27 protein-coding genes and 1 tRNA gene are annotated in these 20,032 nt (G+C 57.7%); 6 read left to right on the top strand and 22 right to left on the bottom strand.

Translation table 11 applies throughout. The features are described from left to right. Window positions 1–87: 87 nt before the first annotated feature. Together LXM96_RS19180 and LXM96_RS19185 are read right to left on the bottom strand one after the other, a co-directional pair. A tRNA-Arg gene (locus LXM96_RS19180) sits at window positions 88–164 on the bottom strand. Window positions 165–190: 26 nt separating this feature from the next. Then, complete coding sequence (locus LXM96_RS19185; RefSeq protein WP_240000177.1) at window positions 191–496, bottom strand: ETC complex I subunit; 306 nt, start codon at window positions 494–496, stop codon at window positions 191–193. A gap of 412 nt (window positions 497–908) precedes the next feature. Here LXM96_RS19185 and LXM96_RS19190 point away from each other — a divergent pair, with 412 nt between their 5' ends. From LXM96_RS19190 to LXM96_RS19200, 4 genes are all read left to right on the top strand, one after another. Continuing rightward, entirely contained in the window at window positions 909–1,679 is a 771-nt protein-coding gene (locus LXM96_RS19190; RefSeq protein WP_240000178.1) for an ABC transporter permease, read from the top strand. Window positions 1,680–1,849: 170 nt separating this feature from the next. Then, window positions 1,850–1,981 (top strand): hypothetical protein, encoded by a 132-nt coding sequence (locus LXM96_RS21675; protein ID WP_262913767.1) that lies wholly within the window; start codon window positions 1,850–1,852, stop codon window positions 1,979–1,981. A 369-nt stretch (window positions 1,982–2,350) separates the two neighbouring features. Beyond that, window positions 2,351–2,677: a CCDC34 family protein gene (locus LXM96_RS19195; RefSeq protein WP_240000179.1), complete on the top strand. Its 327-nt coding sequence runs from the start codon at window positions 2,351–2,353 to the stop codon at window positions 2,675–2,677. Between the two features lie 185 nt (window positions 2,678–2,862). Then, complete coding sequence (locus LXM96_RS19200; protein ID WP_240000180.1) at window positions 2,863–3,645, top strand: hypothetical protein; 783 nt, start codon at window positions 2,863–2,865, stop codon at window positions 3,643–3,645. A gap of 52 nt (window positions 3,646–3,697) precedes the next feature. Here LXM96_RS19200 and LXM96_RS19205 read toward each other — a convergent pair whose 3' ends face one another. From LXM96_RS19205 to LXM96_RS19220, 4 genes are all read right to left on the bottom strand, one after another. Then, window positions 3,698–4,102 (bottom strand): hypothetical protein, encoded by a 405-nt coding sequence (locus LXM96_RS19205; protein ID WP_240000181.1) that lies wholly within the window; start codon window positions 4,100–4,102, stop codon window positions 3,698–3,700. After that, window positions 4,102–4,710 carry a hypothetical protein gene (locus tag LXM96_RS19210; RefSeq protein WP_240000182.1) on the bottom strand — a complete coding sequence of 203 codons (609 nt, stop codon included), beginning with the start codon at window positions 4,708–4,710 and terminating at the stop codon, window positions 4,102–4,104. Before LXM96_RS19210 ends, LXM96_RS19205 begins: the two co-directional genes overlap by 1 nt. 17 nt (window positions 4,711–4,727) lie before the next feature. Further along, window positions 4,728–5,078 (bottom strand): hypothetical protein, encoded by a 351-nt coding sequence (locus LXM96_RS19215; RefSeq protein WP_240000183.1) that lies wholly within the window; start codon window positions 5,076–5,078, stop codon window positions 4,728–4,730. A gap of 186 nt (window positions 5,079–5,264) precedes the next feature. Continuing rightward, complete coding sequence (locus LXM96_RS19220) at window positions 5,265–5,447, bottom strand: hypothetical protein (protein ID WP_240000184.1); 183 nt, start codon at window positions 5,445–5,447, stop codon at window positions 5,265–5,267. A gap of 186 nt (window positions 5,448–5,633) precedes the next feature. Between LXM96_RS19220 and LXM96_RS21680 the strand changes: the two genes are divergently transcribed. Beyond that, complete coding sequence (locus LXM96_RS21680; protein ID WP_262913768.1) at window positions 5,634–5,768, top strand: hypothetical protein; 135 nt, start codon at window positions 5,634–5,636, stop codon at window positions 5,766–5,768. On the opposite strand, the gene LXM96_RS19225 is transcribed toward LXM96_RS21680, so the two are convergent. The 12 genes from LXM96_RS19225 to LXM96_RS19285 all read right to left on the bottom strand — a co-directional run bounded on the left by LXM96_RS19225 (window position 5,748) and on the right by LXM96_RS19285 (window position 14,964). Continuing rightward, window positions 5,748–5,951, bottom strand: coding sequence for a hypothetical protein (locus LXM96_RS19225; RefSeq protein ID WP_240000185.1), 204 nt, complete (start codon window positions 5,949–5,951; stop codon window positions 5,748–5,750). The two genes, LXM96_RS21680 and LXM96_RS19225, sit on opposite strands and share 21 nt — an antisense overlap. 170 nt (window positions 5,952–6,121) lie before the next feature. Further along, window positions 6,122–7,222, bottom strand: coding sequence for a hypothetical protein (locus tag LXM96_RS19230; RefSeq protein ID WP_240000186.1), 1,101 nt, complete (start codon window positions 7,220–7,222; stop codon window positions 6,122–6,124). A 122-nt stretch (window positions 7,223–7,344) separates the two neighbouring features. Beyond that, on the bottom strand, window positions 7,345–10,047 hold the full coding sequence (locus LXM96_RS19235) for a D-alanyl-D-alanine carboxypeptidase family protein (RefSeq protein WP_240000187.1): 2,703 nt from the start codon (window positions 10,045–10,047) through the stop codon (window positions 7,345–7,347). A gap of 2 nt (window positions 10,048–10,049) precedes the next feature. Next, window positions 10,050–11,678 carry a terminase large subunit gene (locus tag LXM96_RS19240; protein ID WP_240000188.1) on the bottom strand — a complete coding sequence of 543 codons (1,629 nt, stop codon included), beginning with the start codon at window positions 11,676–11,678 and terminating at the stop codon, window positions 10,050–10,052. Next, window positions 11,675–12,076: a phage terminase small subunit P27 family gene (locus tag LXM96_RS19245; protein ID WP_240000189.1), complete on the bottom strand. Its 402-nt coding sequence runs from the start codon at window positions 12,074–12,076 to the stop codon at window positions 11,675–11,677. The genes LXM96_RS19240 and LXM96_RS19245 overlap by 4 nt, the downstream gene beginning before the upstream one ends. Next, window positions 12,073–12,387 carry a phage head closure protein gene (locus LXM96_RS19250; RefSeq protein ID WP_240000190.1) on the bottom strand — a complete coding sequence of 105 codons (315 nt, stop codon included), beginning with the start codon at window positions 12,385–12,387 and terminating at the stop codon, window positions 12,073–12,075. Before LXM96_RS19250 ends, LXM96_RS19245 begins: the two co-directional genes overlap by 4 nt. Further along, window positions 12,387–12,800 carry a DUF3168 domain-containing protein gene (locus LXM96_RS19255; RefSeq protein ID WP_240000191.1) on the bottom strand — a complete coding sequence of 138 codons (414 nt, stop codon included), beginning with the start codon at window positions 12,798–12,800 and terminating at the stop codon, window positions 12,387–12,389. The genes LXM96_RS19250 and LXM96_RS19255 overlap by 1 nt, the downstream gene beginning before the upstream one ends. After that, window positions 12,797–13,219: an HK97-gp10 family putative phage morphogenesis protein gene (locus tag LXM96_RS19260; RefSeq protein WP_240000192.1), complete on the bottom strand. Its 423-nt coding sequence runs from the start codon at window positions 13,217–13,219 to the stop codon at window positions 12,797–12,799. The genes LXM96_RS19255 and LXM96_RS19260 overlap by 4 nt, the downstream gene beginning before the upstream one ends. After that, window positions 13,219–13,515, bottom strand: coding sequence for a head-tail connector protein (locus tag LXM96_RS19265; protein WP_240000193.1), 297 nt, complete (start codon window positions 13,513–13,515; stop codon window positions 13,219–13,221). Before LXM96_RS19265 ends, LXM96_RS19260 begins: the two co-directional genes overlap by 1 nt. After that, window positions 13,512–14,249 (bottom strand): hypothetical protein, encoded by a 738-nt coding sequence (locus LXM96_RS19270; RefSeq protein ID WP_317208279.1) that lies wholly within the window; start codon window positions 14,247–14,249, stop codon window positions 13,512–13,514. The genes LXM96_RS19265 and LXM96_RS19270 overlap by 4 nt, the downstream gene beginning before the upstream one ends. Beyond that, window positions 14,246–14,584, bottom strand: coding sequence for an HNH endonuclease (locus tag LXM96_RS19280; RefSeq protein ID WP_240000196.1), 339 nt, complete (start codon window positions 14,582–14,584; stop codon window positions 14,246–14,248). Before LXM96_RS19280 ends, LXM96_RS19270 begins: the two co-directional genes overlap by 4 nt. After that, window positions 14,584–14,964 (bottom strand): hypothetical protein, encoded by a 381-nt coding sequence (locus tag LXM96_RS19285; RefSeq protein ID WP_240000197.1) that lies wholly within the window; start codon window positions 14,962–14,964, stop codon window positions 14,584–14,586. The genes LXM96_RS19280 and LXM96_RS19285 overlap by 1 nt, the downstream gene beginning before the upstream one ends. Window positions 14,965–15,027: 63 nt before the next feature. On the opposite strand from LXM96_RS19285, the gene LXM96_RS19290 reads away from it, so the two are divergent. Then, the gene (locus LXM96_RS19290; RefSeq protein ID WP_240000198.1) at window positions 15,028–15,183 is read left to right on the top strand and encodes a hypothetical protein; all 156 of its coding nucleotides are present in this window, start codon (window positions 15,028–15,030) and stop codon (window positions 15,181–15,183) included. On the opposite strand, the gene LXM96_RS19295 is transcribed toward LXM96_RS19290, so the two are convergent. The 4 genes from LXM96_RS19295 to LXM96_RS19310 all read right to left on the bottom strand — a co-directional run bounded on the left by LXM96_RS19295 (window position 15,180) and on the right by LXM96_RS19310 (window position 19,975). Next, window positions 15,180–16,709: a phage major capsid protein gene (locus LXM96_RS19295; RefSeq protein WP_240000199.1), complete on the bottom strand. Its 1,530-nt coding sequence runs from the start codon at window positions 16,707–16,709 to the stop codon at window positions 15,180–15,182. The two genes, LXM96_RS19290 and LXM96_RS19295, sit on opposite strands and share 4 nt — an antisense overlap. After that, window positions 16,706–17,074 carry a gene transfer agent family protein gene (locus tag LXM96_RS19300; RefSeq protein WP_240000200.1) on the bottom strand — a complete coding sequence of 123 codons (369 nt, stop codon included), beginning with the start codon at window positions 17,072–17,074 and terminating at the stop codon, window positions 16,706–16,708. Before LXM96_RS19300 ends, LXM96_RS19295 begins: the two co-directional genes overlap by 4 nt. Continuing rightward, a complete protein-coding gene (locus LXM96_RS19305) occupies window positions 17,074–18,309 on the bottom strand; it encodes a phage portal protein (protein WP_240000201.1) in 1,236 nt (411 codons plus the stop codon). Before LXM96_RS19305 ends, LXM96_RS19300 begins: the two co-directional genes overlap by 1 nt. A 100-nt stretch (window positions 18,310–18,409) precedes the next feature. Further along, window positions 18,410–19,975 carry a site-specific integrase gene (locus tag LXM96_RS19310; protein WP_240000202.1) on the bottom strand — a complete coding sequence of 522 codons (1,566 nt, stop codon included), beginning with the start codon at window positions 19,973–19,975 and terminating at the stop codon, window positions 18,410–18,412. Between the last annotated feature and the right edge of the window lie 57 nt (window positions 19,976–20,032).

Consider the following 20,032-nt stretch of genomic DNA (forward strand, 5'->3'; position numbering starts at 1 on the left):
CATCGACAATCCGTTCGGCACGAGGTTGTCACCCATGTCTTAGGTACAAACCGTTACCTATGTGTCCGGGTCGGACACCCAACGGAATGGCGACCCCGGCAGGATTCGAACCTGCGACCGTTCGCTTAGAAGGCGAATGCTCTATCCAGCTGAGCTACGGGGCCGACGGGCGCCGGGGCGCCAAAACCGGTCAATGCGTCCAGGGCTGGATGCGGTTGTACCGGAAATTGTCCGTATAGGAGACGACCTGCCGGACCACTTCCTTCGGCGGAACGACGCGATACTCGATCCCTTCGCGTTTGGCATAGGCTTCCGCCTGCTCCTGCGTTTCGAAGGTCAGCCTCACCTGCTGTCGGGTATCGGATGAAGATGTGTATCCAAGAACCGGATCGATCCGTCGCGGCGCCTCCTGGTCAAATTCCAGGACCCAGAGATGGGTTTTCGCCTTGCCAGACTGCATGGCGTTTCGTGCGGGACGATAAATCTTGGCGGACATTCGCGACGACGCTCCCTGAATGGCCGGACTGGCTCCGGCGCGTCGTCAGCGTGGGAAGGGTTGAACCCCGCCCTCTGACCCGAGCCGGCCAAAGCAATCCGTATCGATGGCTCTATAGCGGCAATTCCTGGCGAAAGCAAAGAGAACAAATGAGAACCGCTCGAGACAGCAGACTGCATCGGAGGACCGGGCAGGCGGAGCGGAAGAGCGGCGTCGGCGCCAGAAATGCCCGGCAGCCGTGCGTCGAGCGCCGCGGATGAGATTTCGTTTGCGACGACGCCGAATGGATCTGCAGGGCGCGACATTGGTTGCCCCGTCACGCGCCACCCCTCTCTGAGGCTGCGCGTTGTCTTCAGGAGCCAGAAGGGTTATGCAAACCTCGCTGTCATCTCCCTGAAGCAACGAGTTGCCCTTGTCTTTCATCCTGACTCACCTGCGCATCGCGAGCGCATTTTGCCTTCGGGAGATGTCTACGAGGTACGGGAAAAGCCCCGGCGGCTACTTCTGGGCGCTGGGAGAACCGCTCGGATACATCATCATGATGAGCATCCTGTTCCACGCGATTGCGAGAAGCACCAATCTGCCCGGAGGCTTCACCCTTTTCTTCGCGACAGGGTATTTCGGCTATCATTTGTTCAGGGGAACGGCCGATTATGCCACACCTGCCATCAGCGCGAACAAGAACCTCCTCACCTACCCCGTGGTGGCGCCTTTCGACCCACTCGTTGCCAGGCTGTTTCTGCAGGCGATGACCTTCGTTGTCGTTTCCACGATCATCCTGGGTCCACTCGTCCTAACGACGCGACAGCCGATCTATCTGAACTGGGAACCGCTCCTTCTGGCATTGGCGATAGGCTTGTGTCTGGGAGCCTCGGTGGCGATGGTGAACGCATCTCTTTTTCCCCGCTATCCGATCTACCAGAAGCTCTATGACATCCTTATGCGACCTCTGCTTCTTGTTTCCGGCGTTTTCTATCTCCCAAGCAGCCTACCGCTGCCCTACCGCGACTACGTCCTGATGAACCCGATCACGCATCTGGTGATTCTCTTCAGGCGTGGGTTCTACGGGAACATCCGGATGGACGGCCTGGACCTGGCTTTCCTTCTCGAAACGACAGCAGTTGTCGGGTTGCTCGGCATATTTCTTTTCACTTTCTATTCCCCAGCTTCGGTGAGGGATTAGCGCAAGGACGTACTGCGATGCATTGCCCGCAGGGCAAGATCGGGCGTCAATGGCATGGAAGCAATACGGCGCTGCAGCGGTTATCCGCATCACGGCACAGTGTAGGAACTGTGAGCCACGAAGGGCCGTTATGGAGCCAGAGAGGGGGCAAACCTGTAAGGGAGGCTCCTATGAGTTGGATCGCAGCCTACGCTCTGTTGGGAATGCCGTTCGTCGCAGTGGCTTTAGGCCTTGGGGTCTATTACTTTACGGTGACGCAGATCGAACATTACCGCGAGGAGCATCGCCAAGAGCCGCATTGAGGCGAACGCAGTCGCGAGGTTACCGTACGGCCTGAGGGACTTCCCACTGTGCTCACAGGGCAAGGCCTGGCTACGCAGGAACGCTGACGTCATAGATTTCGCGGGAAAATCGTGGTCGGAGTGGAGAGATTCGAATTCCCATAGCTCGTTGAATTACAACGACTACTTCCCGCTCTTTGTAACGCCGTAACAGCCAACATTCCGTTCTCGACATGGATATAGTCCGCATCCTGCGGAAAGGCAACTACCCTTCACTTCCGCCTCCCCCGCACATACGCTCTGAACGCATTTAAGTTCAGGCGACAAAGGGCCGTTAACAGACCTAGGCTATCCTTTGGAAAATCGTGGCGATCAAAGCGAGCCTTTCACATGCACAAGATGGTATCAACGTTTCTAGTGGGCCTTTTAGGTCTTTCGGGATGCGCCGACACTACAGTCACAGATGCCGACCGGGCCAAGATCGCGCCGGCGATCCTCAAGTCCGACGACTATCTCCGGTATAAGGAAGCATTTCAAACAGCATCGGCAAAGCTCGTAAAGAAGGGCACCTGCACCGAGCAGGATCTTAACTATTGGGGTGGTTGGACCCGCTCCGTGGCCCACAAGCCAAAGCCGGTCTACTTCACCTATTGCGGGGGAGCGACGGTTTCGAACCGAATCTATATCAATACCGAAAGTCGCGAAATCTTCCAGTAGATGCCGTCGGCTGACGTGTAAGCTCTAGGCGAGCGACGCACCACTCGATAACCTTCCACTGTGGCTAATCAGGATCTCTCTAAGCGTCAGCCGCTCCTGGGAACAACGGGGGAGGATTGGGAACCGGAGTGCATATTCCCGATAACTACGGTAACTTCGGCGTCGAATCGTGGAGAATTTGTAGAATGCGACGCCTAGTATCACTGATGTTTTTCCTCGGCTTTGTCGTCATTTCCGCACTTACAATCTATGCTGTCAATCTTAAGCTCTACTACAACAACTCTCCTTATGGGGGGTCTGATCGCGAAATAGCAGATTGGACCTTTGGACTGCTTTTGACGTCTATGATAGGTGTAGGCTTCAGCGTTATCGGTCTCTACTGGGTGAGAGAAACGTTACTTGCAACTCGTGGAACCGCCGAGGCAGCACGTGAAGCGAACGAGATCACGCGAACTTCCAATGAAACTTCTGAACGGGCATGGATCGTTTCAAGAGTGAAGCCTATGAGCCATATCACTCTAGACCCGGATGGAAATTGGGGACTACCGATTGTCATCGAAAATAAAAACGCGGGTAAAACGCCAGCGCTCAACGTGTCTACTAATGTGATCGCAGCGTCCTTGGATGAGATAGGAGGAGCCGTTTCCTATCTCAGAAAGGAGTCCGGTGCTCACCTCAAGATCAATGGGATTATGCTGGCGCCCAACGGCGTGGTTGAACGGCGGTGGATGTTTCATACCACCATGACTAACGAATTCTATCACACATCGAGTGAGATCCCAGAATTCATAGTGGGCTGCGTTACGTATCACACGATCTTTGATGAGGATCTACATCACACCATATTCGTCTACCACGTATCGAGAGACACAGGGTTTGAAGTAGGGTTCGTTGATCCAAAGCTGTACGACGGAATGCCGCCTGAAGAAGTATATCTATGGCCGTGGACTGGATCATACGCCACGTAACCGATAGCAAAAAGGCCGCCCCGGAAGGCGGCGGCCTTCTAACAGCTAACAGTCACATCAGGCCAAGACCACGAAGGGCCTGTTCGTCCATCGCTCTCTTGGTGTCCCGGATCGCGCTCCGGACGATTTCACGCTCTTCAGGGGTGCCGCCGTCCTTCCGAAGATCGGCAACAGTCCGTTCCCCTTCCCGCTTCGGGAGCGCGTCAAGATCAAGGTATTTGCCGGCCCGCTCTGCCGCCTCATTTTCGGACTTAGCGCGTTCCACGTCGGCAGACGCAAGCGGTGCCGTGATAAAAACCCCGCTCTGATCTACAGCCGCGAGAATCGACCATGTGACATCCAGCGGAGTAATGTCCTCTTGGCTGAGCAAGGCATCATTGATGATCTCCGTGATCTCGTATTCCAGTAGCTGACGCGGATCGATTTCTTCGGTCTCTCTGATCGGGATAATCGGCATCACGCGGTCTCCCCAGGAACGGCTTCATACTCCGCTACTCGTGCTCGCAAGCTTGCGATCTCTTCCAATAGGATACCAACAAGGGGCGTAGAAGGTGAGCGATAGCGAGGGTTTGTATCAGCCTCATTCGCGGCCTGTTCCCACTTCGCATAGGTCTCGTCGTCAGCTGACCCATCCGGCTCTTCTGGCGTGAACTGGTGCGCAGCCCTTAGTCTTTCGAAATCGTGGCTGACTTGCTTGAGGCTTGTCAGCCAGCATTCAAGGTCATCAATCCAGCAATCAAGCTCACTTGACGGATTGTCGCTATTGGCAATGTCAGCAGCGACGTGTTGCGAGAAGTCCGAGATGAAACCGTTGAAGCCGCAATCCTCTACAAGATCGATAACCCGATAGCTTTTCGCCTCGAAGGAAAGATTGTCCCGCCGTTCGATGGTCATCTGTGAGAACTGCTCCCAAAGCTCCTGTTCAGTGAGCATTGCGGCTGGCGTTGTGACCGTGGTATTCATAGAGCCTCCTTCGGCTTCATTGCTGTTGGGATTTACGGAAAGCGGCGTGGGGAAGTTTGGCGACCGAGCCACGCTGCTTTCTTCGTTTTGGGTGCTACTCATTTTCTCTCCTGTCGTAGCTAGTCACTCTTCACCCTCCACTGTGGAAGGGTCCACCGGACCTGCTTCTGTAGCTGGTCGCGGATCTTCGTAAGCGTCACGATATCCGCCAACGCCTGTTTCCTTACGTCCGGATCATTGAGGTCAGCTTGTTCAAGCTCTGTAATCCGGGCGTTGATCTCGTCTGTCTTGTACTGGTTGATTTGTCCTGCCAGCGCGCCCGCCGCGTCTAGCAGCAAACCAACGATCCTTTCGGCGCGGCCGATAGAGCCACGGTTAGGACCGTCCTCTTCCTTCCATTCCGGATCACTGTCGCCGGCAACGGCATAATCAGGAATGGCTATGCCTGCCGTCTCAAGATACCAATCCATTGCAGACCATCGATCTCCATCAGAAAAAGGCTTCTTCAAGAAACCATCAGTCGCGTCAGGAAGTCGACGTTCTTTCTCCTTTTGACGCTGCTGGTAGCGCCGGACCTTCTCCGCGTTCGTGAGTGCCATAAACGTCCTATCAGCGGTTTTAGTGTTGGTGTCTTATACATAACACCATGCGCTTTGTCAATTGGCTTGTGGCGCAATCGAAGCGGGCCATATGTCCGCCACCTCCCCTAAGGCGATCTTGATCTGGTCGGCATCCGGTGCGCCGGTCCAGGCGCATTCCCGTGGTGCGGTCATGAGGGCGGCAATAAGCCGGTCATAGGTGGCAGTCGGCAGGTAAACTTCGGTAGTCTCGATTTGCATTTTCAACCCGTCCTAAAGGTATGTTGACGGGGACGTTGTGACTGATTTGCGAATCGCCGTCTACACAAATTATTCAACGATTATAAATAGTTATAGTAAGTCACCGGTGACTTATCAACATCCGAGAATCCACGGCAACCATTCGGCCCCTACAATGCGCTCGACATGCAGTTGAAGGAGATCGAAATGAGCAAGATGGACTGGCTGTTGCTGGCGGGGCTGATCATTCCGGTTGTGCCGGGAGTGATGCGGGAGCTTCGGCTGTGGCGAGAAGCGCGTCGGAAAGAGGCTGCCAGCAGATCACGCGACAAGTGCCGGTGATCCGATGGGAACGTCAATGCCAATAGCCGGGAGCCAAATGGGTGCCAGGGTGATCACTGCCCAGATCAGCAGGGGTCGGAGAAGACCGATCACTGCTAGGAGGAAAGCGAAGCCGATGGCCCAGCCAGTGCCGGAGACCTTGAACTTGCCAAAGCTGAGGGAAAGCCTGCTGCGCTGCTTCATCGTCGGTCCTTTCACCAAAACGAAAATCGAATCAGTGAGGGACAACTTCAAATATGCTGCTTGCACCCAGGGGGAGTGTCAACAGCCAGCCGCTCTCAGAGTTGTAGATACGCCGATCTCCACAACCACCGCCGAGCTTGTGGAAAGCATTGGCGCCGACCGCGAACAAACTAGTTGCTTTTCGCACGTCTGCTGAGGGCCGGATGCGGATAAGCCCGCTCTAGGCGGCGCTGCTTGTCATTGTGGGCCATTGCTTCCCGCTTCAGGCCTTCGGAGGCGTGGTAGAGCTTGTCAGTGCCAAAAGCTTCAGCCGACTGCGCTGCCGCCTTCACACAATAGGTATACCAGTGGCGGTCTCGAAGCGGCTTCCACTCAAGCTGGAATGCTGCTGCCGGGCCATGGATGACGCCAGCCGCCTGCTTCAGGATGAGCCGGAGTGTTGGTTCGTGCACATCCTCGGGGATGATCGCGCCGTGGAGGTGCATCGTCCCTTCTTCCGAGGATTCAAACTGAAACGTCAGCCATAGGGTTCTGCCGAGGACTTTCCTGCATTTCCGGTAGAAAGACTGACTAAAGGCACGGGCCGGATCTCGGTCCTTCAAATTTGAGAGGTAAGCGGCCTGCTCATGCGACAGAAGCAAACTAAAGGCATAGGCCGGGTAGAGGCTGATATGAAGCGCTGTCCGCTGCCGCCGCTCGTCTCGGGTGTAGCTTTCGGATAAGCAACGAACGGCGTTGTGGCGCGGCTTATGCCTTCCCCTACCCTTGTTGCTGGCAACCCGTTCCCGAATAGTCTGGAGGCGGATGGCCTTCGGGTCAGTGGTGCTTGTCTCGCTTCGCTCGACCTGCGCGGCCTTCGGCCTTGCTGCGCCTTCGGCGCTACCGTTGGATGGTGTCGCTGTAGTGGAGCTAACCGGGTGTGAGGATGTAGCGTTGGTGAGAAGGGTGGAGCTGGTGGAGTTAGTAGAGCTAGTAGAGTGTTGGGGCGGTGTATATACTATAGGCTCAACATCAACAGATGCCGGAAGTCGGTGCCCCACAAGGCTTTGAGGATGATCTGAGGGGTCCGATTTGGTTGCAAAATCGGGTTTTGGTGCATCGTCGAAAGCAACGGCTTCAAGCTCAGAAAGTGAGGCTTGATCGGCAGCGCTGGCTTCACGTGAAGAAGCACAAGAGCCTTTCGCGATCTCGACTAGTTCCGCGAAAACAAAATCTACCGGCTCGCCGTTTTTTCTTCGAAGTGCAGCGGCGATTCTGCTATAATCAAACATGCAATTACCTTTACAGCGGTGGTTGTTTCTCTTGTCTAACGCCTGTCGTCTTACACACGGCAGGCGTTTCTTTTTCCAAGTGTGATATAGCAGTTCCGAAGCGGAACATTGGCAAGCGGCCCTTACCGCCCTCTTCCGCCATTCAAGAGATTGCCGGGCTTCATCTGCTTTTGGATTTCCGACACGACCACGCCGCGCATCGTCGCTTCCATTTCGCGGGAAACCTGCTTCGCAAGATCAGCGTTGGCTTCCGGTGTGCCGCCGCTCGCATTGACCGTTACGGGTGCGGAAATGGTGATCTGCGGCGCGTTGTCGTTGATCTTGGCTTCCTTCGCGGCCGAGGCGAACTGCGATCCAGCAACGAGACCACCACCGAAATAACCCTGCAGCGCCGATTGGTGGAGCGCTTCAAGGTTGCCGATGCCGATCTTACCTACGGCGCGCTTGCTCATGACGTACTCGCCACGATGCACCACGCCTGCCGGCTCATGCTTGCCGCCGTGGCCGGTGTAGCCGCCGCTTTCGAAGCCGAGGAAGCCGCCGAGGATAGAGCCAAGCCCTTTCTTACTGCTGCCGCCGCTGCCGGTCGGTGCCTTCGGTTTGCCACCCAAGAGGCCAGCAAGCGGCCCCTCCCCTAAGAGAGCCGCCTGAAGCGCTGCTTTCACCAGGGTCTGCAACAACTGCTGCAAAGCCTGTTCGGCGGTCGTGGTGCCAGTCAGAAGGCCAGAGAGAGCATCGACGGCCTGCTGGCCGAAGAACTGCGCGGCTGCCGCTGCCTGCTCTTGCGTCTGCACGTAAGACTGCACGGAGCCTTCAGCACCTGCCATGCCAGCAGCAAGCTTCGAAATCTCCTGCCGCTGCTGGTCCGTTAGGGTGATGCCCGCCCGCTGCGCTTCCGCAAGCATGGCTTGTTCGTAGCGTAGCTTAGCGGCGGCATCAGTCGTCAATGCGAGCGCCTGCCGTTCCGTCTGCTGCCCAAGGATGAAGTTCCGGGCCTCTGTCGTGATCTGACGATAGGCATCCGCCTGCTCAGTCGCGACGGCAATCTTCCGCTCCATCTCCTGCGTGTTGATCTGCTGCCGAGCTTCAGCGTCCTCGATATGCCAGTTCTCGTTCGAGAGCGGGAACGACAGGCCGAACCGGGAAGCGTTTCCATGCACCCACTGCCGGGAAGCATCCGAACCATAACCGAGGTCGGCAGCGTTCCCCTTGTTGTGCTGGCTATTGCCGGGCGGTGCAACCCACTTGCGAGCGGCTTCTGGCGAACCGTGCTTCTGAAGAGCCTGAAGCCAAAGCTGCTGCTGCCGCTCAACCGAGCGATAGCCGGAATTGATGGTGACGCTGCCCTTCAAGTCGTCGGGCATCGAAGCCAACATCTTCGCCAGCTTCTCAGCGAAGGTGCTGGCAAGGCCGTTGATATGCGCCTGCGACTTGCCGGAGGCGAGCACGTTGGTCAGGTAGCGGGTTGGATCATCGGTAGCCGAGCGAACGGCAACAGCCGAAAGGGCGTTCCCGCGAAGCTCATTGGCGAGATAGACTTCGCCCATGGTGCGAGCTTGGCCTAGTGCGGCGCGATAGGCTTGATCGATCCGGGTTTGCGCGTCGAGTTGAGCTAGGCCGTTGGCGAGATCGGGAACCTCATCCTTCAGCGCCCGCACGGCGCTCGCGAAGCTGTCCAAGCCCTTCGCGCCTGCCCCTGCCGCGCTGCCGGTGCCGGATAGAGCATTGTTGAGGTTGTCGAGGGGCGGCTTCGCATACTTCGCATCTTCGCCGGTCTTATAGATGAAGTCCTCGCTGTAGCCGTTACGCCGATCCAGGATGTCGCGAAGGCGCATAGCTTCAGCCGTGAGCCGTTCGATCTCTTTCTGTGAAGCGGTGATGTTCATCACGTCGGCAGGCGTGCCAAGGCTGATCTGCTGAAGGTCCGCAAGCTTCTGCTTCTCAGCGGCAATGTCGCTGTAGAGGTCTAGCAGTTGATCTTGAACGTTCCGATCTGACTGCTCTTCGATCTTGTTGAACTGGTCTAGAAAGTCATCCATTGCACCGACAAGGCCAACCACGGCCTGCTTTGTATAGGTGCTGATCGTGGTGCCGATGGCCTGAAACTTCCGGTCCAATTCGTCGGCGCGCCGGATAAGGTCATCATCCATAACGATGCCGAGATCATTGGCCTCTTTGATCGTGCGGCGGATGCCTTCAGCGCCCTGGTCGATTAGTTCAACGAAGCGCTCGCCACCTGTTCCGCCGAAGATCTCATCAGCGATGCGGATTTGTGCCGCCCGATCCAACTGCTGAAGCCGGCCGATGATCTCCACGAGCAAGGCGGAAGGGTCTTGGAGCTTGCGCTTCAGGTCTTGCGCTGAGTAGCCGAGCCGCTGGAATGCTTCGGCGGCGCTACCCTTTCCTGTCACAATGAATTCGTCTGCACGAAGGTTTAGCTCCTTCATGCCATCTACAAGCGCGTCAACTTGGATCCGGTTCTGCTGCGCGACGTAAGAAAGTTCTTGGAAAGCTTTGGTGCTGAGACCGGCCCGCTTCGCCTCATTGCCGATGCTGGCGATACCCTTGGCGATGTCACCAACACGTGACACGATCTGGTCAAGGCCACCGATGGCGAGGCCACCGATAGCGCCGCCGATCAGTCCCTTGCCGAAGCTCTTAAGTGCGCCGGACATGACGCTGTCCATCTTTCGAGCGCTATCCGCCGCCTGCTTCTCCATCGCCCGGAAGTTGGTGCGGGTGCGGTTCCTCGTGCGGTCTAGATCGCGCTCATACTTGTTGAACCGCCCTTCAAGGGAGATCAGAAGGCGTTGTGTGTCGTCCATGGCTATGCGGCCTCATTCCAGAGTTCTTCAAAATTGGCGGTGTCGAGATAGGAGCCACGTTGTTCACCAGCGGCGGCGCGTGAGACAGCCAGGGCGGCGGCGATAGCTCCGTCGATATGATTGCTGTGGCGGGTGCCCTTGTGCATCGTGGTCAGTTCGCTGGCGCTGGTCGCCCGCTTCACCACGACGCTGTCAAAATGGTTGCGAAGGATCGGGTGCGCACCGTGCCGGATCCGGCGACCATTCACGACGCGCTCTAGGTCACAAATCGGGCCGTGCATGTGCTTCGCCGTCTGAGGAACCTGTAGGACGTTGATGCCGTGATCTATCAGCTTCGACATGAGCGGCCCGGCAAGCGACGGATCAAAGACGACTTCCTGCACGTCGAAGGTGCCGCAAAGATCGATGATCTTGCTGGCGATCACGTCCGGTTCGATCACCGGGCCTTCGATCACGTCTAACTGGCCGTCCTCGCTCCACCGGATGTAAGGAACCTGCTCAACCTTGGCTTTGTCTTCCAAGCCCTCAGATGGCAGGAAGAACCAAGGATGCACCGAGATCCGGCCATCCTCGTGCCGGAAGGCGGCAACGATAGCGGTCAAGTCACCGGAGCGTGACAAATCAACGCCGAGATAGCAGGGCAATCCTTCCAGGTCGCCAAGGTCGAAGTTAGGATCATGCCCGGCGTCATATACCGCCATATCAAAGAGCGGATCACGGGACGCCGCTTGCCAGACGTTCAAATGGTACTGCTGGAATGCGAACCGTTCGGCGGGGCGGTGCTCTGCTTCCCGCGCCATGGTGCGCAAGCCGCCGAGGTCGGGGAAGCCGTGCTTCAGGCCGGGATTCACCTTGTGCCAAACGTCCTCATCTCGCCAATCGTCGCCCGGTTCGGCTTCGAAGATGATCGGCAGGAAGGAAGGATCATCGATCTCGCCAGTCGCAACCTTCCGGGCATAGTCATAGAGTTCAAAGCCGATGGTTTCCTGCCCCCGGCCTGCTGTCGTGGCTATGATCATGAGGGTGTCGGGAACTTTCGCCATACCGGACTTCAGCGCTTCCCAGAGTTCGCGGCCCTTCCAAGCGTGGATCTCGTCCACAAGGACGAAAGAGGGCGTCTTGCCGTGCTGTGCCGCGCCGTCGCTCGAGACTGCTAAAAGTTCGGCCTTGTTCTGCCGAGAAATGATCTTCTTTGCGGAGTTGTGCGCGTCATAGATGCGGGTGGCACGAACAAGCCGCTTGTCTTCCCGCACGATGTTCGCAGCCTCCTTGAAGCCGATGCCTGCTTGTTCGCGGTCGGACGCGGCGAAAATAGCTTGTCCTGCCTGGCGAGCTTCCGGGCCAACGGTATGGAGAAGCGCCCAGGCTGCTGCGATACTGGTTTTCCGGTTTCCTCGCGGCAACATCAGGAAAACAGTGCGGATGATCCGGCTGCCGTCCGGGTTGCGCGGACCATAGATCCGGCGCGTCATACGCTCCTGAAAATCGTAAAGCTGAAACCTGCCCTTCGGGATGGTGCTTGCGGGGTGTTTTAGTGCGCGGATGAAATCGACGGCATCTTGCCCATAGCCGAGCGGGTCAGGAATAGGGCTGCCGTCATAGATCCAATGCGGGAATGCGCTCTTGCTCACTGCCGGTTCCTACCGATGGCAAGCGGGTTGTCGTCGTCGTCATCGTCATTTGCGGCACTACCGACACGAGCGCGTGAGACAGGCGACAAGCCATATTCGGCGGCGAGTTGCCGGGCCGTCTGCATTGCCTTATCCTGTGCACGGCAAAGCTTCAGGTCGATCTCGCCAGATGCGCGAAGAGCATCTTCGATCTCGCGCACAAGGCCGCGTGCGCGGCAATAGTCCTCCACGCCACCAAGGTCTGCTGCCGTGATGATGGCGCGCTCAATAAGGCTAGGCATGATCCGCTTCCATTCGGCGCGGGCATAAGGCGAAAGGTGTTTCGGTGCTGCCGGTGCTTTCTTCAAAGGATTGCCATCGCGTTCGATGGCTGGCTTCACGCCGCGAAGATGCGTCATGACGTGGCAACCGCCCGAAGCTCAAGGCCGCGCCGCCTCCCGAGTTCCTTGATCTCCTTCAGGTCGTAGATCACGCCGCCGAAGTTCACGCGGTCATTCGTGGTGATGCCCGGCAGGTAGCGAATGCGGAAGATGACGGTGCCGTTCTCAGCTTCGCCGTAGCCCGTCAGAAACTCGGTTGCCGACTGCTGCACGATCTCTCCGCGCATGGTGGCAACTTCCGTCCAGGCGATAACAACCGCGCCGGACGGCTTCACGGTTTCGGTCTGCCGTTCAATGATGATGGTGCGATCAAGCTTCCCGGCACGCATTAGACAACCCACCGAAGAAGAGCTTCCACCGACAAGATGCCGTGGCCGTGAGCGGGGTTTGGATCACGCGGGAACCGGGAAGAGGTTATGCGGAAGTGATCGCAATAGCCGTCATCAATCGGAAGTCGCTTGTCGAGGATGTTTGAGACAGTAAAAGCGATCTCTTTCGCCGCTTCCTCGCCAGCGTCGAGTGTCCAAACATGCAAGTCCATGTAGACCCAGGCGGCGCGTTGTGCGGTATAGTCATGGCCGTGGAGCGCCGTGCTGCCGTCGCTCATGATGATGCACGGGGTCTTGTCCGGGCGGGTGCTTCCTGCACGGATATGAGCGGCCGGCACAAGCGCCGTGATCGTCGCATTCGTGACAAGCCGGGTGCGGATGGCCGTCTGTAGGGCAAGGGTCGGCTCAATCATGGCTTCCAAGCCTTCTTGAGCCGGCGCTTAAACAGGCTTGCGGCATTGCGTTTGATCTTCGCGGCGTTGAGGCGATAGGCAGGCCAGAAGAAGGGCTGCGCTTCAGCGTTTGCGGTGCCGTATTCGACAAGGTGTGCATAGCGCACGTCCTCATTGCCGGCGGTGATAATGACTTCATTCTCGCCTGCCACGCGGGAGCCGCCCGGCTGGCTATAGGGCGGTGTGTGTGCGCCGGGAGGTGTGACTTCGATGCTGTCGCGAAGATCGCCGCTGTCTACGGGCGCGAAGGTTCGCGCCGTCACAGCAATATGTGTCGCCCCTTTTGTCAGGGACTCCATCACGGCAGCACGAGCTTCCGCTTTCAGACGATCCATCGCGGCCATGACATTGCCTAGGCCGCCATCATTCTGGCTAGTCATCAGAGAATGCCCCCGCCTTCACGGTGCGACCGGATAAGGTCCAGCACTCCGAACGGGATCATGGCGGCGCTGATGCCGACAAGAACGCCTTCGCGGTTCTCATAGAAGTGTGCCGCCAGCAGAAGCACGGCCTGCTTCAGCGATGCCGGAACAGGATTGAAGTCGGTGATCGGCTTCCCGATGAAATCCGAGATCCAGCTTTCGGCCGCATCGGCGTAGTGCTGGATAAGCTCATCATCGGCAGTGTGATCAATGTTGAGATGCGCCTTCGCAAGCGCAAGTGAGACGGTGCTCATGCGTCATTTCCTGAAAAAGTTAAATTCGGTGTCTCTTGCGCGGTGCTCCCCGCGCCGGTCCCCTCAAAGGGTGCAAAGTCGGCAGATACCCCCGCCCCCTCTGCAGTCATGCCGGTGTCTGCCTTGCGAAGCGGACGAATAGGCGTCGTCAGCGCTTCTTCTAGCGTCCATCCTCCCCTAAGACGGCTGCGAAGAGTTCCCTTTGTCATGCCGTAGGCTTTCGCCCATTGACCGAGGGTGAGTGATCTTCCGTCGTGTACGTGAAGGTTCGCCTTTGTGGCGTTGGGCCGAACTTTGAGGCGACCGATCTGCTGCTTGTGGAACTTCGGCAGGCGTTGCCCAGCGAAGCCCACGCGCATAGGCGTGGTGATTGCGTCGGCAACGGACACGCCCGACTGAAGGCGAGCAATGATGATGCCGGGTGTAATCCCGTAATCTAGCGCCCACTCGGAAACAGCTTGGCTAATGCCGCCGAATTGCAAAACCGTGCTATCTTCAAAGGGTTCAATAGGGAGAGGCATGACATGGTTGCTAGGCGAGACTTCACTTACAACGAATGGAACAGCCTCGTGACGCTCTACAGACACGAGAGCGCCAACCTGACACCGGAGATGGAAGGAAGGTTCAGGGAGCTTGGCCTTACTGAGGGGAACGGCCTCACCGACGCTGGCAGGCGGCTTGTCGAGCATGAGCTTCTTATGGAGCGGAGGGACCGACTTCAGCAGTGAGGTCATTGGCTGCGCTCCTGCCGTTGCTTGTGGCAGTCGTGGCAGGGCTGGCAGAGCGGTTGCCAGTTAGCGCGGTGCCAGAACAGACGCGGGTCGCCTTTGTGCGGAATGACGTGATCCACGACGGAGGCGGACTTGCCGCACATCCGGCAGTAAGGATGAAGTGTCAGGTATTCGGCGCGGGCCTTGCGCCATCTATGGTCATAGCCGCGCTCGCGTGCTGAAGCTCGGTTTCGGTCATGGCGCGCCTTGCGCTCGCGATCTTGCTTGCGCTGGCACTCGCAACGTTGGTCGTGCGGCACGATGTTGCCGCAACTGCAAAGGCGTGGTGGCTTCGGCATTAGCGGGCCTTCCCTGAAAGGGAGCGGAGCCGAGCAATACCTTCCCTCACCTTCTCAGGTGGGACGGGTGCGAGGGGATCACGGATCGGCTTGTCGTCTTCGCCGCTGCCGTGGATGGCGCGGAGCATGGCAAACTTGCCGGCTGCTGCTTCGTTGATCTCAGTCGGCGTCGCGTTCCAGGCCACTTCCGGAGTCCAGCCAAGCCAGCCGGTCGCGGTGCGGTATAGCTCACGATAATAGTCTGCCCAGGGCAAAGGATTGCCGGGAGCCTTTCCAGATGTTTTCTCCGGCGCGGGCATGAATGAGCGGCAAAGCTGTGCAAGCGGCTCACGCGCCGCCAACATGAAGGGAAATAGCGGCCCTCGTGAAATGCCGAACACGAGAGCCGCCGCATCTTGCCGAGAACAGGAACACGACAAGATGATTTCAGAAATGGCGCCAAGGTGGAATTCATCGACGCGCCGGAAAAGAGCCGGGAAGCCGTCGTGAAGTCGCTCCAGGTCGACAGCGGCCCGCAAGGTCGGGCGAAGGCTTACGGTCCTACCACCGTGAGCTATCGTCACTTCCTCGTATCCGGGCCGCTGAAGGGTCATGATTAGGCTGCCAGCTTCAGCTTCGTCAGGGCTTCACCCATGACCACCTTGCCACCGACGCGACGGCGGCCGACAAACTGCACGATGTCATTCTCGGAGAACTTCGCGTAATCAACGGAGGGCTCAAAGGCTACGCGGTCTGTGATGAGATACCCGCGATAGAAGTCGCCGAAGATGATCGGTGCGTTACCGGCGATCGGGTCGGGCATGTCATCCGCCATGTAGACCGGTTGACCGAGGATACGGCCCGGCTCCCCTGCCTGAAGGCTGCGCTCCCAAATGAGGTTACCGTCGCTATCCTTCAGGCCGCGAATAAGGCGCGCTGTCTTCCGGTTCATCACCCAGGCGCCGGCGTTGGCGTAGGATGACTTCACCGAATAGAACAGGTCCAGAAGGTCATCTACACCCAGGATTGCTGCGGCAGACTGGATCTCCTGCACTTCAGTCGAGGTCATAATTCCTTCGGCCTGAGTGGTGCCGTTGCCAGTCACGAACCATGAGGATTCCAGCTCGCCAAACCGGTTTGCGATATGGCTGGAGATCCATCCGACAAGATTGACAGCGCTATCTTCAAGTTGCGAACGGGAGACAAGAACCTGTGCGCCCATAGCGTAAGGTTCGATGCTGATCTGCTCGAAAGTAGGTGTAGATTCCGGCTTAGTGCCGGTCTCAGTAACGCTGCCGGGCGCCACGCCATCAACGAGACGCGGGATCTTCAAAAGCCCGGTGTCTAGCTGGATAGAGTTCGCAAGCTGTCGGATCGGATTGCTCTTGCCGAGCTTTTCCAAGATCTGCGTCATGAGCGTGTCATTGACCAGATTGGAGCCGGTGCCGGGCGCGGCGATGGTGAGCGCCTTCTGTTCAAGAAGGGTCCGCTTCAGTTCGATGTCGAGAGCCTTCAGGTCGTTGTCGTTCGCGGCTGCCGGATGATTATTGATGGCGGCGGTGGGTCGGTTGAGCTTCGCCTTCAACGTGGCGATATCAGCCTTCATGGCGTCAAAAGCCTTTTGGTCGATCACCGGATCACCATTGGCTTCCGGTGCATTCTCAAGTTCATTTTCCACAGAGGTTTCCTTTCGTGGTGCCGTGCCATCGGCGGCTTTGATCGAAGTGATTTGCGCGCCCGGATGGCACGGGACCGCGACAACTGAGATTTCGTGAAGGTTGAGGGCCGTGATCGTGCGGCCACGAGTGCGAGGCTTTGCGGCCTTAGTGACGAAACCAATGGAGAGACCGGAGACGGCCTTGCTGCGGATCATGGCGCGCACTTCGCGGGCGCGCTCTACATCGTCCACAAGCAAGCGGCCTTTAACGGTGATGCCTTCGGCCGTTTCGCTGATCTCGTCCCAAACGCCGATCACCTGCCCCTGATCGTGAGCGAACAGCATCGGCAGGGTTTCAGGGGAAGTGAAAGCGCCTTTCTCGATCACGTCGCCAACGCGATCTGGGGAGCCGAAAGGCCAAGCAATACCGGTGATAGTGCCGGCCTCGTCAACCGTGAGCGCCGCCTTGATTTCAAGCCGTTCCGTCATGCCGCCACCTGCTTCGGGGCGTCGTTGACGGCTTCATTGAGATCGTCCTGACTGTCGCCTTCAGGTTCTTCAGGACCGAAGAACAGCGCCGTGAGGATGCCAAAGGCGACAGCAAGGCTTTCACCTAGCGGGCGCGCAACAGCGTAGGTGTTAACCAGGGCGGCGGCTTCAGCCGGAGTAGCACCGCCACCGATCAAGCCGAGCCGGATCGTCTCGGTCATGTCGGCGAAGGACGCTTGCCGAGATTGGATGCGGGTAAAGAGCGCAAAGATGCCGTGGCCGGTCTTGCGCTCTAGTTCCAGAAGCATCTCGCGAGTGAAGGCGAAGGTCTTTTCGCCATCACCAAAAAAGGCGGTGTGCTGCATCAGGCTGCTCCCTTCGGCGGCTCATTGCCTGCCGGTGTGCTGTTGGAGGTGTAGGGATTGGCAAGCTCATCACCACCAGGAAGCGGCGGCATATTCATTGCTGCGCGAACCTCGTTCGGCGTCATGACGCGGGCCGCGATAAGCTTGCTGAAGATTTCGGCGCGGGCTGCGGAATCGGCGCGCTGAAGGTCATCGATGACGAATTCGAAGTAGTGGCTGTCGCGCTCTTCCTCAGTCAGAAGAACCGTTGCGTAAGCATCCTGCCAACGGTCTAGCCACGGCCGGAGGCAAAGCTGAAGGAAGCTTGCGGCCATCTGTTCCGCGTTGCTCCAGGTCGCCCGATCAAGCTGGTAGAGCATGTGCGGCGGGACGCCGAAGATGCGGGCGATCTCGTTGATCTGTTCGACGCGGTTCTCGAGGAATTGGCTGTCGGTCGAAGAGAAGGCCATCTGCTGATATTGCCAACCGTCGTCCAGGATCAGCGGCACGTCGAAGCCGTTGGCAGATGATGCTTGGAAGCGGGCGCGAAGGCTCTTCACGCTGGCTTCACCTACAGCAACGTCAGAAGGGATCGCCTTTTCACGGTGAATGACGGCAGGCGGTCGTGCACCACCTTTGAACAGTTGGGCCGCGTGGCGCTCAAGAACGGATGCGATGCCGATAGCTTCGCGGCCGTGAGATAGTGGCGACGTGCCGAGGAATGAAGGTACGTGAAGGATCTCGGAAAACGGGTAGTCGCGGGTGTCGGTCGCCTCAGAGACACGATAGACCGGAGCGCCGGTTACATCGTCTTCAAGAGGCGTCACCTTCTCAGGTTTGATGCGGATAAGCTCGAACGGCCGGCCATCATCTGGATAGCGCACGATCCGGGCAAAGCCGCCGCCGTGCAACAGTGCATCAGCAGTCAGGCGGGTGCGAAGATCGCCAGCACCGGTCCATTCGTTCGCCCGGCGATGGGTGATCCGATAAGCGGAGTGATCCTTGGCTGCTTCCTTGCCCGCTTCAGTCTCGCGGTAAAGCTTGCAAGGAAGCGAGCCAATGGTTTCAGAGATAAGCCTAACAGCCTGAAGAACAGCCGGGACAGCAATAGCCGTCCGACTGGTGACGGCAGCACCGGAATAGGTCTGGCGGACGCCAAAGACTTCAGACAAAGCAGGGTCATTAAGCGGGAGTGCTTTCTGACCTGCCGAGGCGCCGAATGCTTTCTTCAGGATATTGGGGAGGGAAAGATTCAACTACCACGTCCTCGCTTCTCAACTTGGACAATAGTATCTCACGACTGGAATCTCGTGTGAATCCCTCAACTGAAAATAATCCTATTTGTTAGGATTATTTTCAGAGTATGTCGCGAACCTTCTCCATCTGCTTTGCTATCTCGATAAGCCGCAGGTCGCTCCCGCCGTAGTCGTCTGCCGATGAACCTGAAGAACGACCGGTGATGTAGAGTGCCGCCTTATGGCTCACATCAGCAAACAAGGCATCTTCAAAGAGGTGACGGAACCCGTGGTTGGGCGGCGGCAGATCGTTCCGGCCCGGAAACACCTTCTCATGAATCCATTCTCGAAGGTTGTTGTCTTGGTCCTTGTGGCCGGGGAATAGCCTGCCATCCGGTTGTGATTTTACCCAGTCTAGGAAGCCTTCCGCCACCAGCGCCTTGTGAACAGGAATTTTTCTAGCCTTTCGGGTTTTTGTCGTACGCCCGCCGCCGACGCGAATATGAATGAACCAGTGTCCTTCCACTTCAAAAACGTCGCGCTTCTCTAGCGGCGTGATCTCATTCACACGCGCGCCAGTGTGAGCGATAATCCAAGGTATCCAGCGGAAGCTCGCGCGGGTAGCGGTTCGAGCGAACTCTAGAAAGTGCCGAGCATCCTTTAACGAATAGGTGCGTTCGGCGCTGTCCTTCACCTCAGCGTTCGGCATCTCCAAAAACTCAAAGGGTGTCTTACTGGGCGTGTTGGGAAAGAGCTTTCCCCGGCACTGCTTTTGCCCCCAGGCGAGGATTGCGCGAATCGACGCCAGCTTGTCGCGGATCGTCTTTCGAGACAGCTTACCCTCAGCAAGCATAGCGTTACGCCATGCCTCCCCTTCCTCAAGGGTTACGGTCGCCGCGTATTTGGAGCGCCGGAAACGTTCGAAGTCGTAGACGGTCTGGCGATACTTCTTCAGCGTCGCTTCCGATTTCTCGAAGCCGCCTAACCCCATCTTCGTTACGCGCTCTTGCTCTTCAATGATCTCGCTGAAGGTGAGCCGGTTGTATTCCGACTCGGAGACTTCAGCTGCAACAGGATCACTTTCAATCGCCTTCACAAGAACGGGATGTTCAGGCTTCCCGGTGAAGTCGCCTTCATGCCGCTCCATCACTCGACCGAGAATTTCAAGCTCCGCAACGCAAAGCGCCTGCGCCAGCGTCCGCCATTCAGTCGTGCCGAATTCGGCGGTGGTGTTGCCGAGGCCGCGATAGCGTTCGATCACGTCACCGAGCAACATACGGAGAGATTCGTCGGATAGCTTGCCGGCAATGCCGTCTCGATAAACCGGGATTAAGCTATCATCCGGCTCCATATTCGCATATCGGGCGTCAGAATTCCGGATCTCGCTATCGAAGGCGAGTTGATCGTTATAGCGCCTCAGCACGATCTCATTCACCGGAAGCAGATAACGGCCAGGGCGGACCGCCTCACCCTTAGCAAGTCGCGCCTTGCGCTCTGCAACTGCGATCCGCGCCTGTAGGCCAGCAACAGCCGTCGCCAGTCGAGCGATAGCCGTGCGACGATCCGGGCCTAGCGGTTCGCGAAGCTCATGCTTGTTGTCGAGGAAGGGCCGGAGGTCTTTCGGGATAACGATGCGGGCGAAGAATCGGCCATCGCGGTCAAGTAGGTGACGATGTTTGGCAGGCATTTCCAACTTCCGTTTTGTTACGTCGATTGTAACAGAAAGTTGGCATTAAGTCCCTGA

It is taken from the genome of Rhizobium halophilum (assembly GCF_021648825.1).
In the GTDB taxonomy this organism is placed as follows: Bacteria; Pseudomonadota; Alphaproteobacteria; order Rhizobiales; family Rhizobiaceae; genus Neorhizobium; species Neorhizobium halophilum.

What these genes read in the sequence shown, in the direction of transcription:
- LXM96_RS19185 (WP_240000177.1), bottom strand. Translation starts at nt 496, where the DNA reads ATGTCCGCCAAGATTTATCGTCCCGCACGAAACGCCATGCAGTCTGGC.
- LXM96_RS21675 (WP_262913767.1), top strand. Translation starts at nt 1,850, where the DNA reads ATGAGTTGGATCGCAGCCTACGCTCTGTTGGGAATGCCGTTCGTCGCA.
- LXM96_RS19195 (WP_240000179.1), top strand. Translation starts at nt 2,351, where the DNA reads ATGCACAAGATGGTATCAACGTTTCTAGTGGGCCTTTTAGGTCTTTCG.
- LXM96_RS19200 (WP_240000180.1), top strand. Translation starts at nt 2,863, where the DNA reads ATGCGACGCCTAGTATCACTGATGTTTTTCCTCGGCTTTGTCGTCATT.
- LXM96_RS19205 (WP_240000181.1), bottom strand. Translation starts at nt 4,102, where the DNA reads ATGCCGATTATCCCGATCAGAGAGACCGAAGAAATCGATCCGCGTCAG.
- LXM96_RS19210 (WP_240000182.1), bottom strand. Translation starts at nt 4,710, where the DNA reads ATGAGTAGCACCCAAAACGAAGAAAGCAGCGTGGCTCGGTCGCCAAAC.
- LXM96_RS19215 (WP_240000183.1), bottom strand. Translation starts at nt 5,078, where the DNA reads ATGGATTGGTATCTTGAGACGGCAGGCATAGCCATTCCTGATTATGCC.
- LXM96_RS19220 (WP_240000184.1), bottom strand. Translation starts at nt 5,447, where the DNA reads ATGCAAATCGAGACTACCGAAGTTTACCTGCCGACTGCCACCTATGAC.
- LXM96_RS21680 (WP_262913768.1), top strand. Translation starts at nt 5,634, where the DNA reads ATGAGCAAGATGGACTGGCTGTTGCTGGCGGGGCTGATCATTCCGGTT.
- LXM96_RS19225 (WP_240000185.1), bottom strand. Translation starts at nt 5,951, where the DNA reads ATGAAGCAGCGCAGCAGGCTTTCCCTCAGCTTTGGCAAGTTCAAGGTC.
- LXM96_RS19230 (WP_240000186.1), bottom strand. Translation starts at nt 7,222, where the DNA reads ATGTTTGATTATAGCAGAATCGCCGCTGCACTTCGAAGAAAAAACGGC.
- LXM96_RS19235 (WP_240000187.1), bottom strand. Translation starts at nt 10,047, where the DNA reads ATGGACGACACACAACGCCTTCTGATCTCCCTTGAAGGGCGGTTCAAC.
- LXM96_RS19245 (WP_240000189.1), bottom strand. Translation starts at nt 12,076, where the DNA reads ATGACGCATCTTCGCGGCGTGAAGCCAGCCATCGAACGCGATGGCAAT.
- LXM96_RS19250 (WP_240000190.1), bottom strand. Translation starts at nt 12,387, where the DNA reads ATGCGTGCCGGGAAGCTTGATCGCACCATCATCATTGAACGGCAGACC.
- LXM96_RS19255 (WP_240000191.1), bottom strand. Translation starts at nt 12,800, where the DNA reads ATGATTGAGCCGACCCTTGCCCTACAGACGGCCATCCGCACCCGGCTT.
- LXM96_RS19260 (WP_240000192.1), bottom strand. Translation starts at nt 13,219, where the DNA reads ATGACTAGCCAGAATGATGGCGGCCTAGGCAATGTCATGGCCGCGATG.
- LXM96_RS19265 (WP_240000193.1), bottom strand. Translation starts at nt 13,515, where the DNA reads ATGAGCACCGTCTCACTTGCGCTTGCGAAGGCGCATCTCAACATTGAT.
- LXM96_RS19270 (WP_317208279.1), bottom strand. Translation starts at nt 14,249, where the DNA reads ATGACCTCACTGCTGAAGTCGGTCCCTCCGCTCCATAAGAAGCTCATG.
- LXM96_RS19280 (WP_240000196.1), bottom strand. Translation starts at nt 14,584, where the DNA reads ATGCCGAAGCCACCACGCCTTTGCAGTTGCGGCAACATCGTGCCGCAC.
- LXM96_RS19295 (WP_240000199.1), bottom strand. Translation starts at nt 16,709, where the DNA reads ATGACGGAACGGCTTGAAATCAAGGCGGCGCTCACGGTTGACGAGGCC.
- LXM96_RS19300 (WP_240000200.1), bottom strand. Translation starts at nt 17,074, where the DNA reads ATGCAGCACACCGCCTTTTTTGGTGATGGCGAAAAGACCTTCGCCTTC.
- LXM96_RS19310 (WP_240000202.1), bottom strand. Translation starts at nt 19,975, where the DNA reads ATGCCTGCCAAACATCGTCACCTACTTGACCGCGATGGCCGATTCTTC.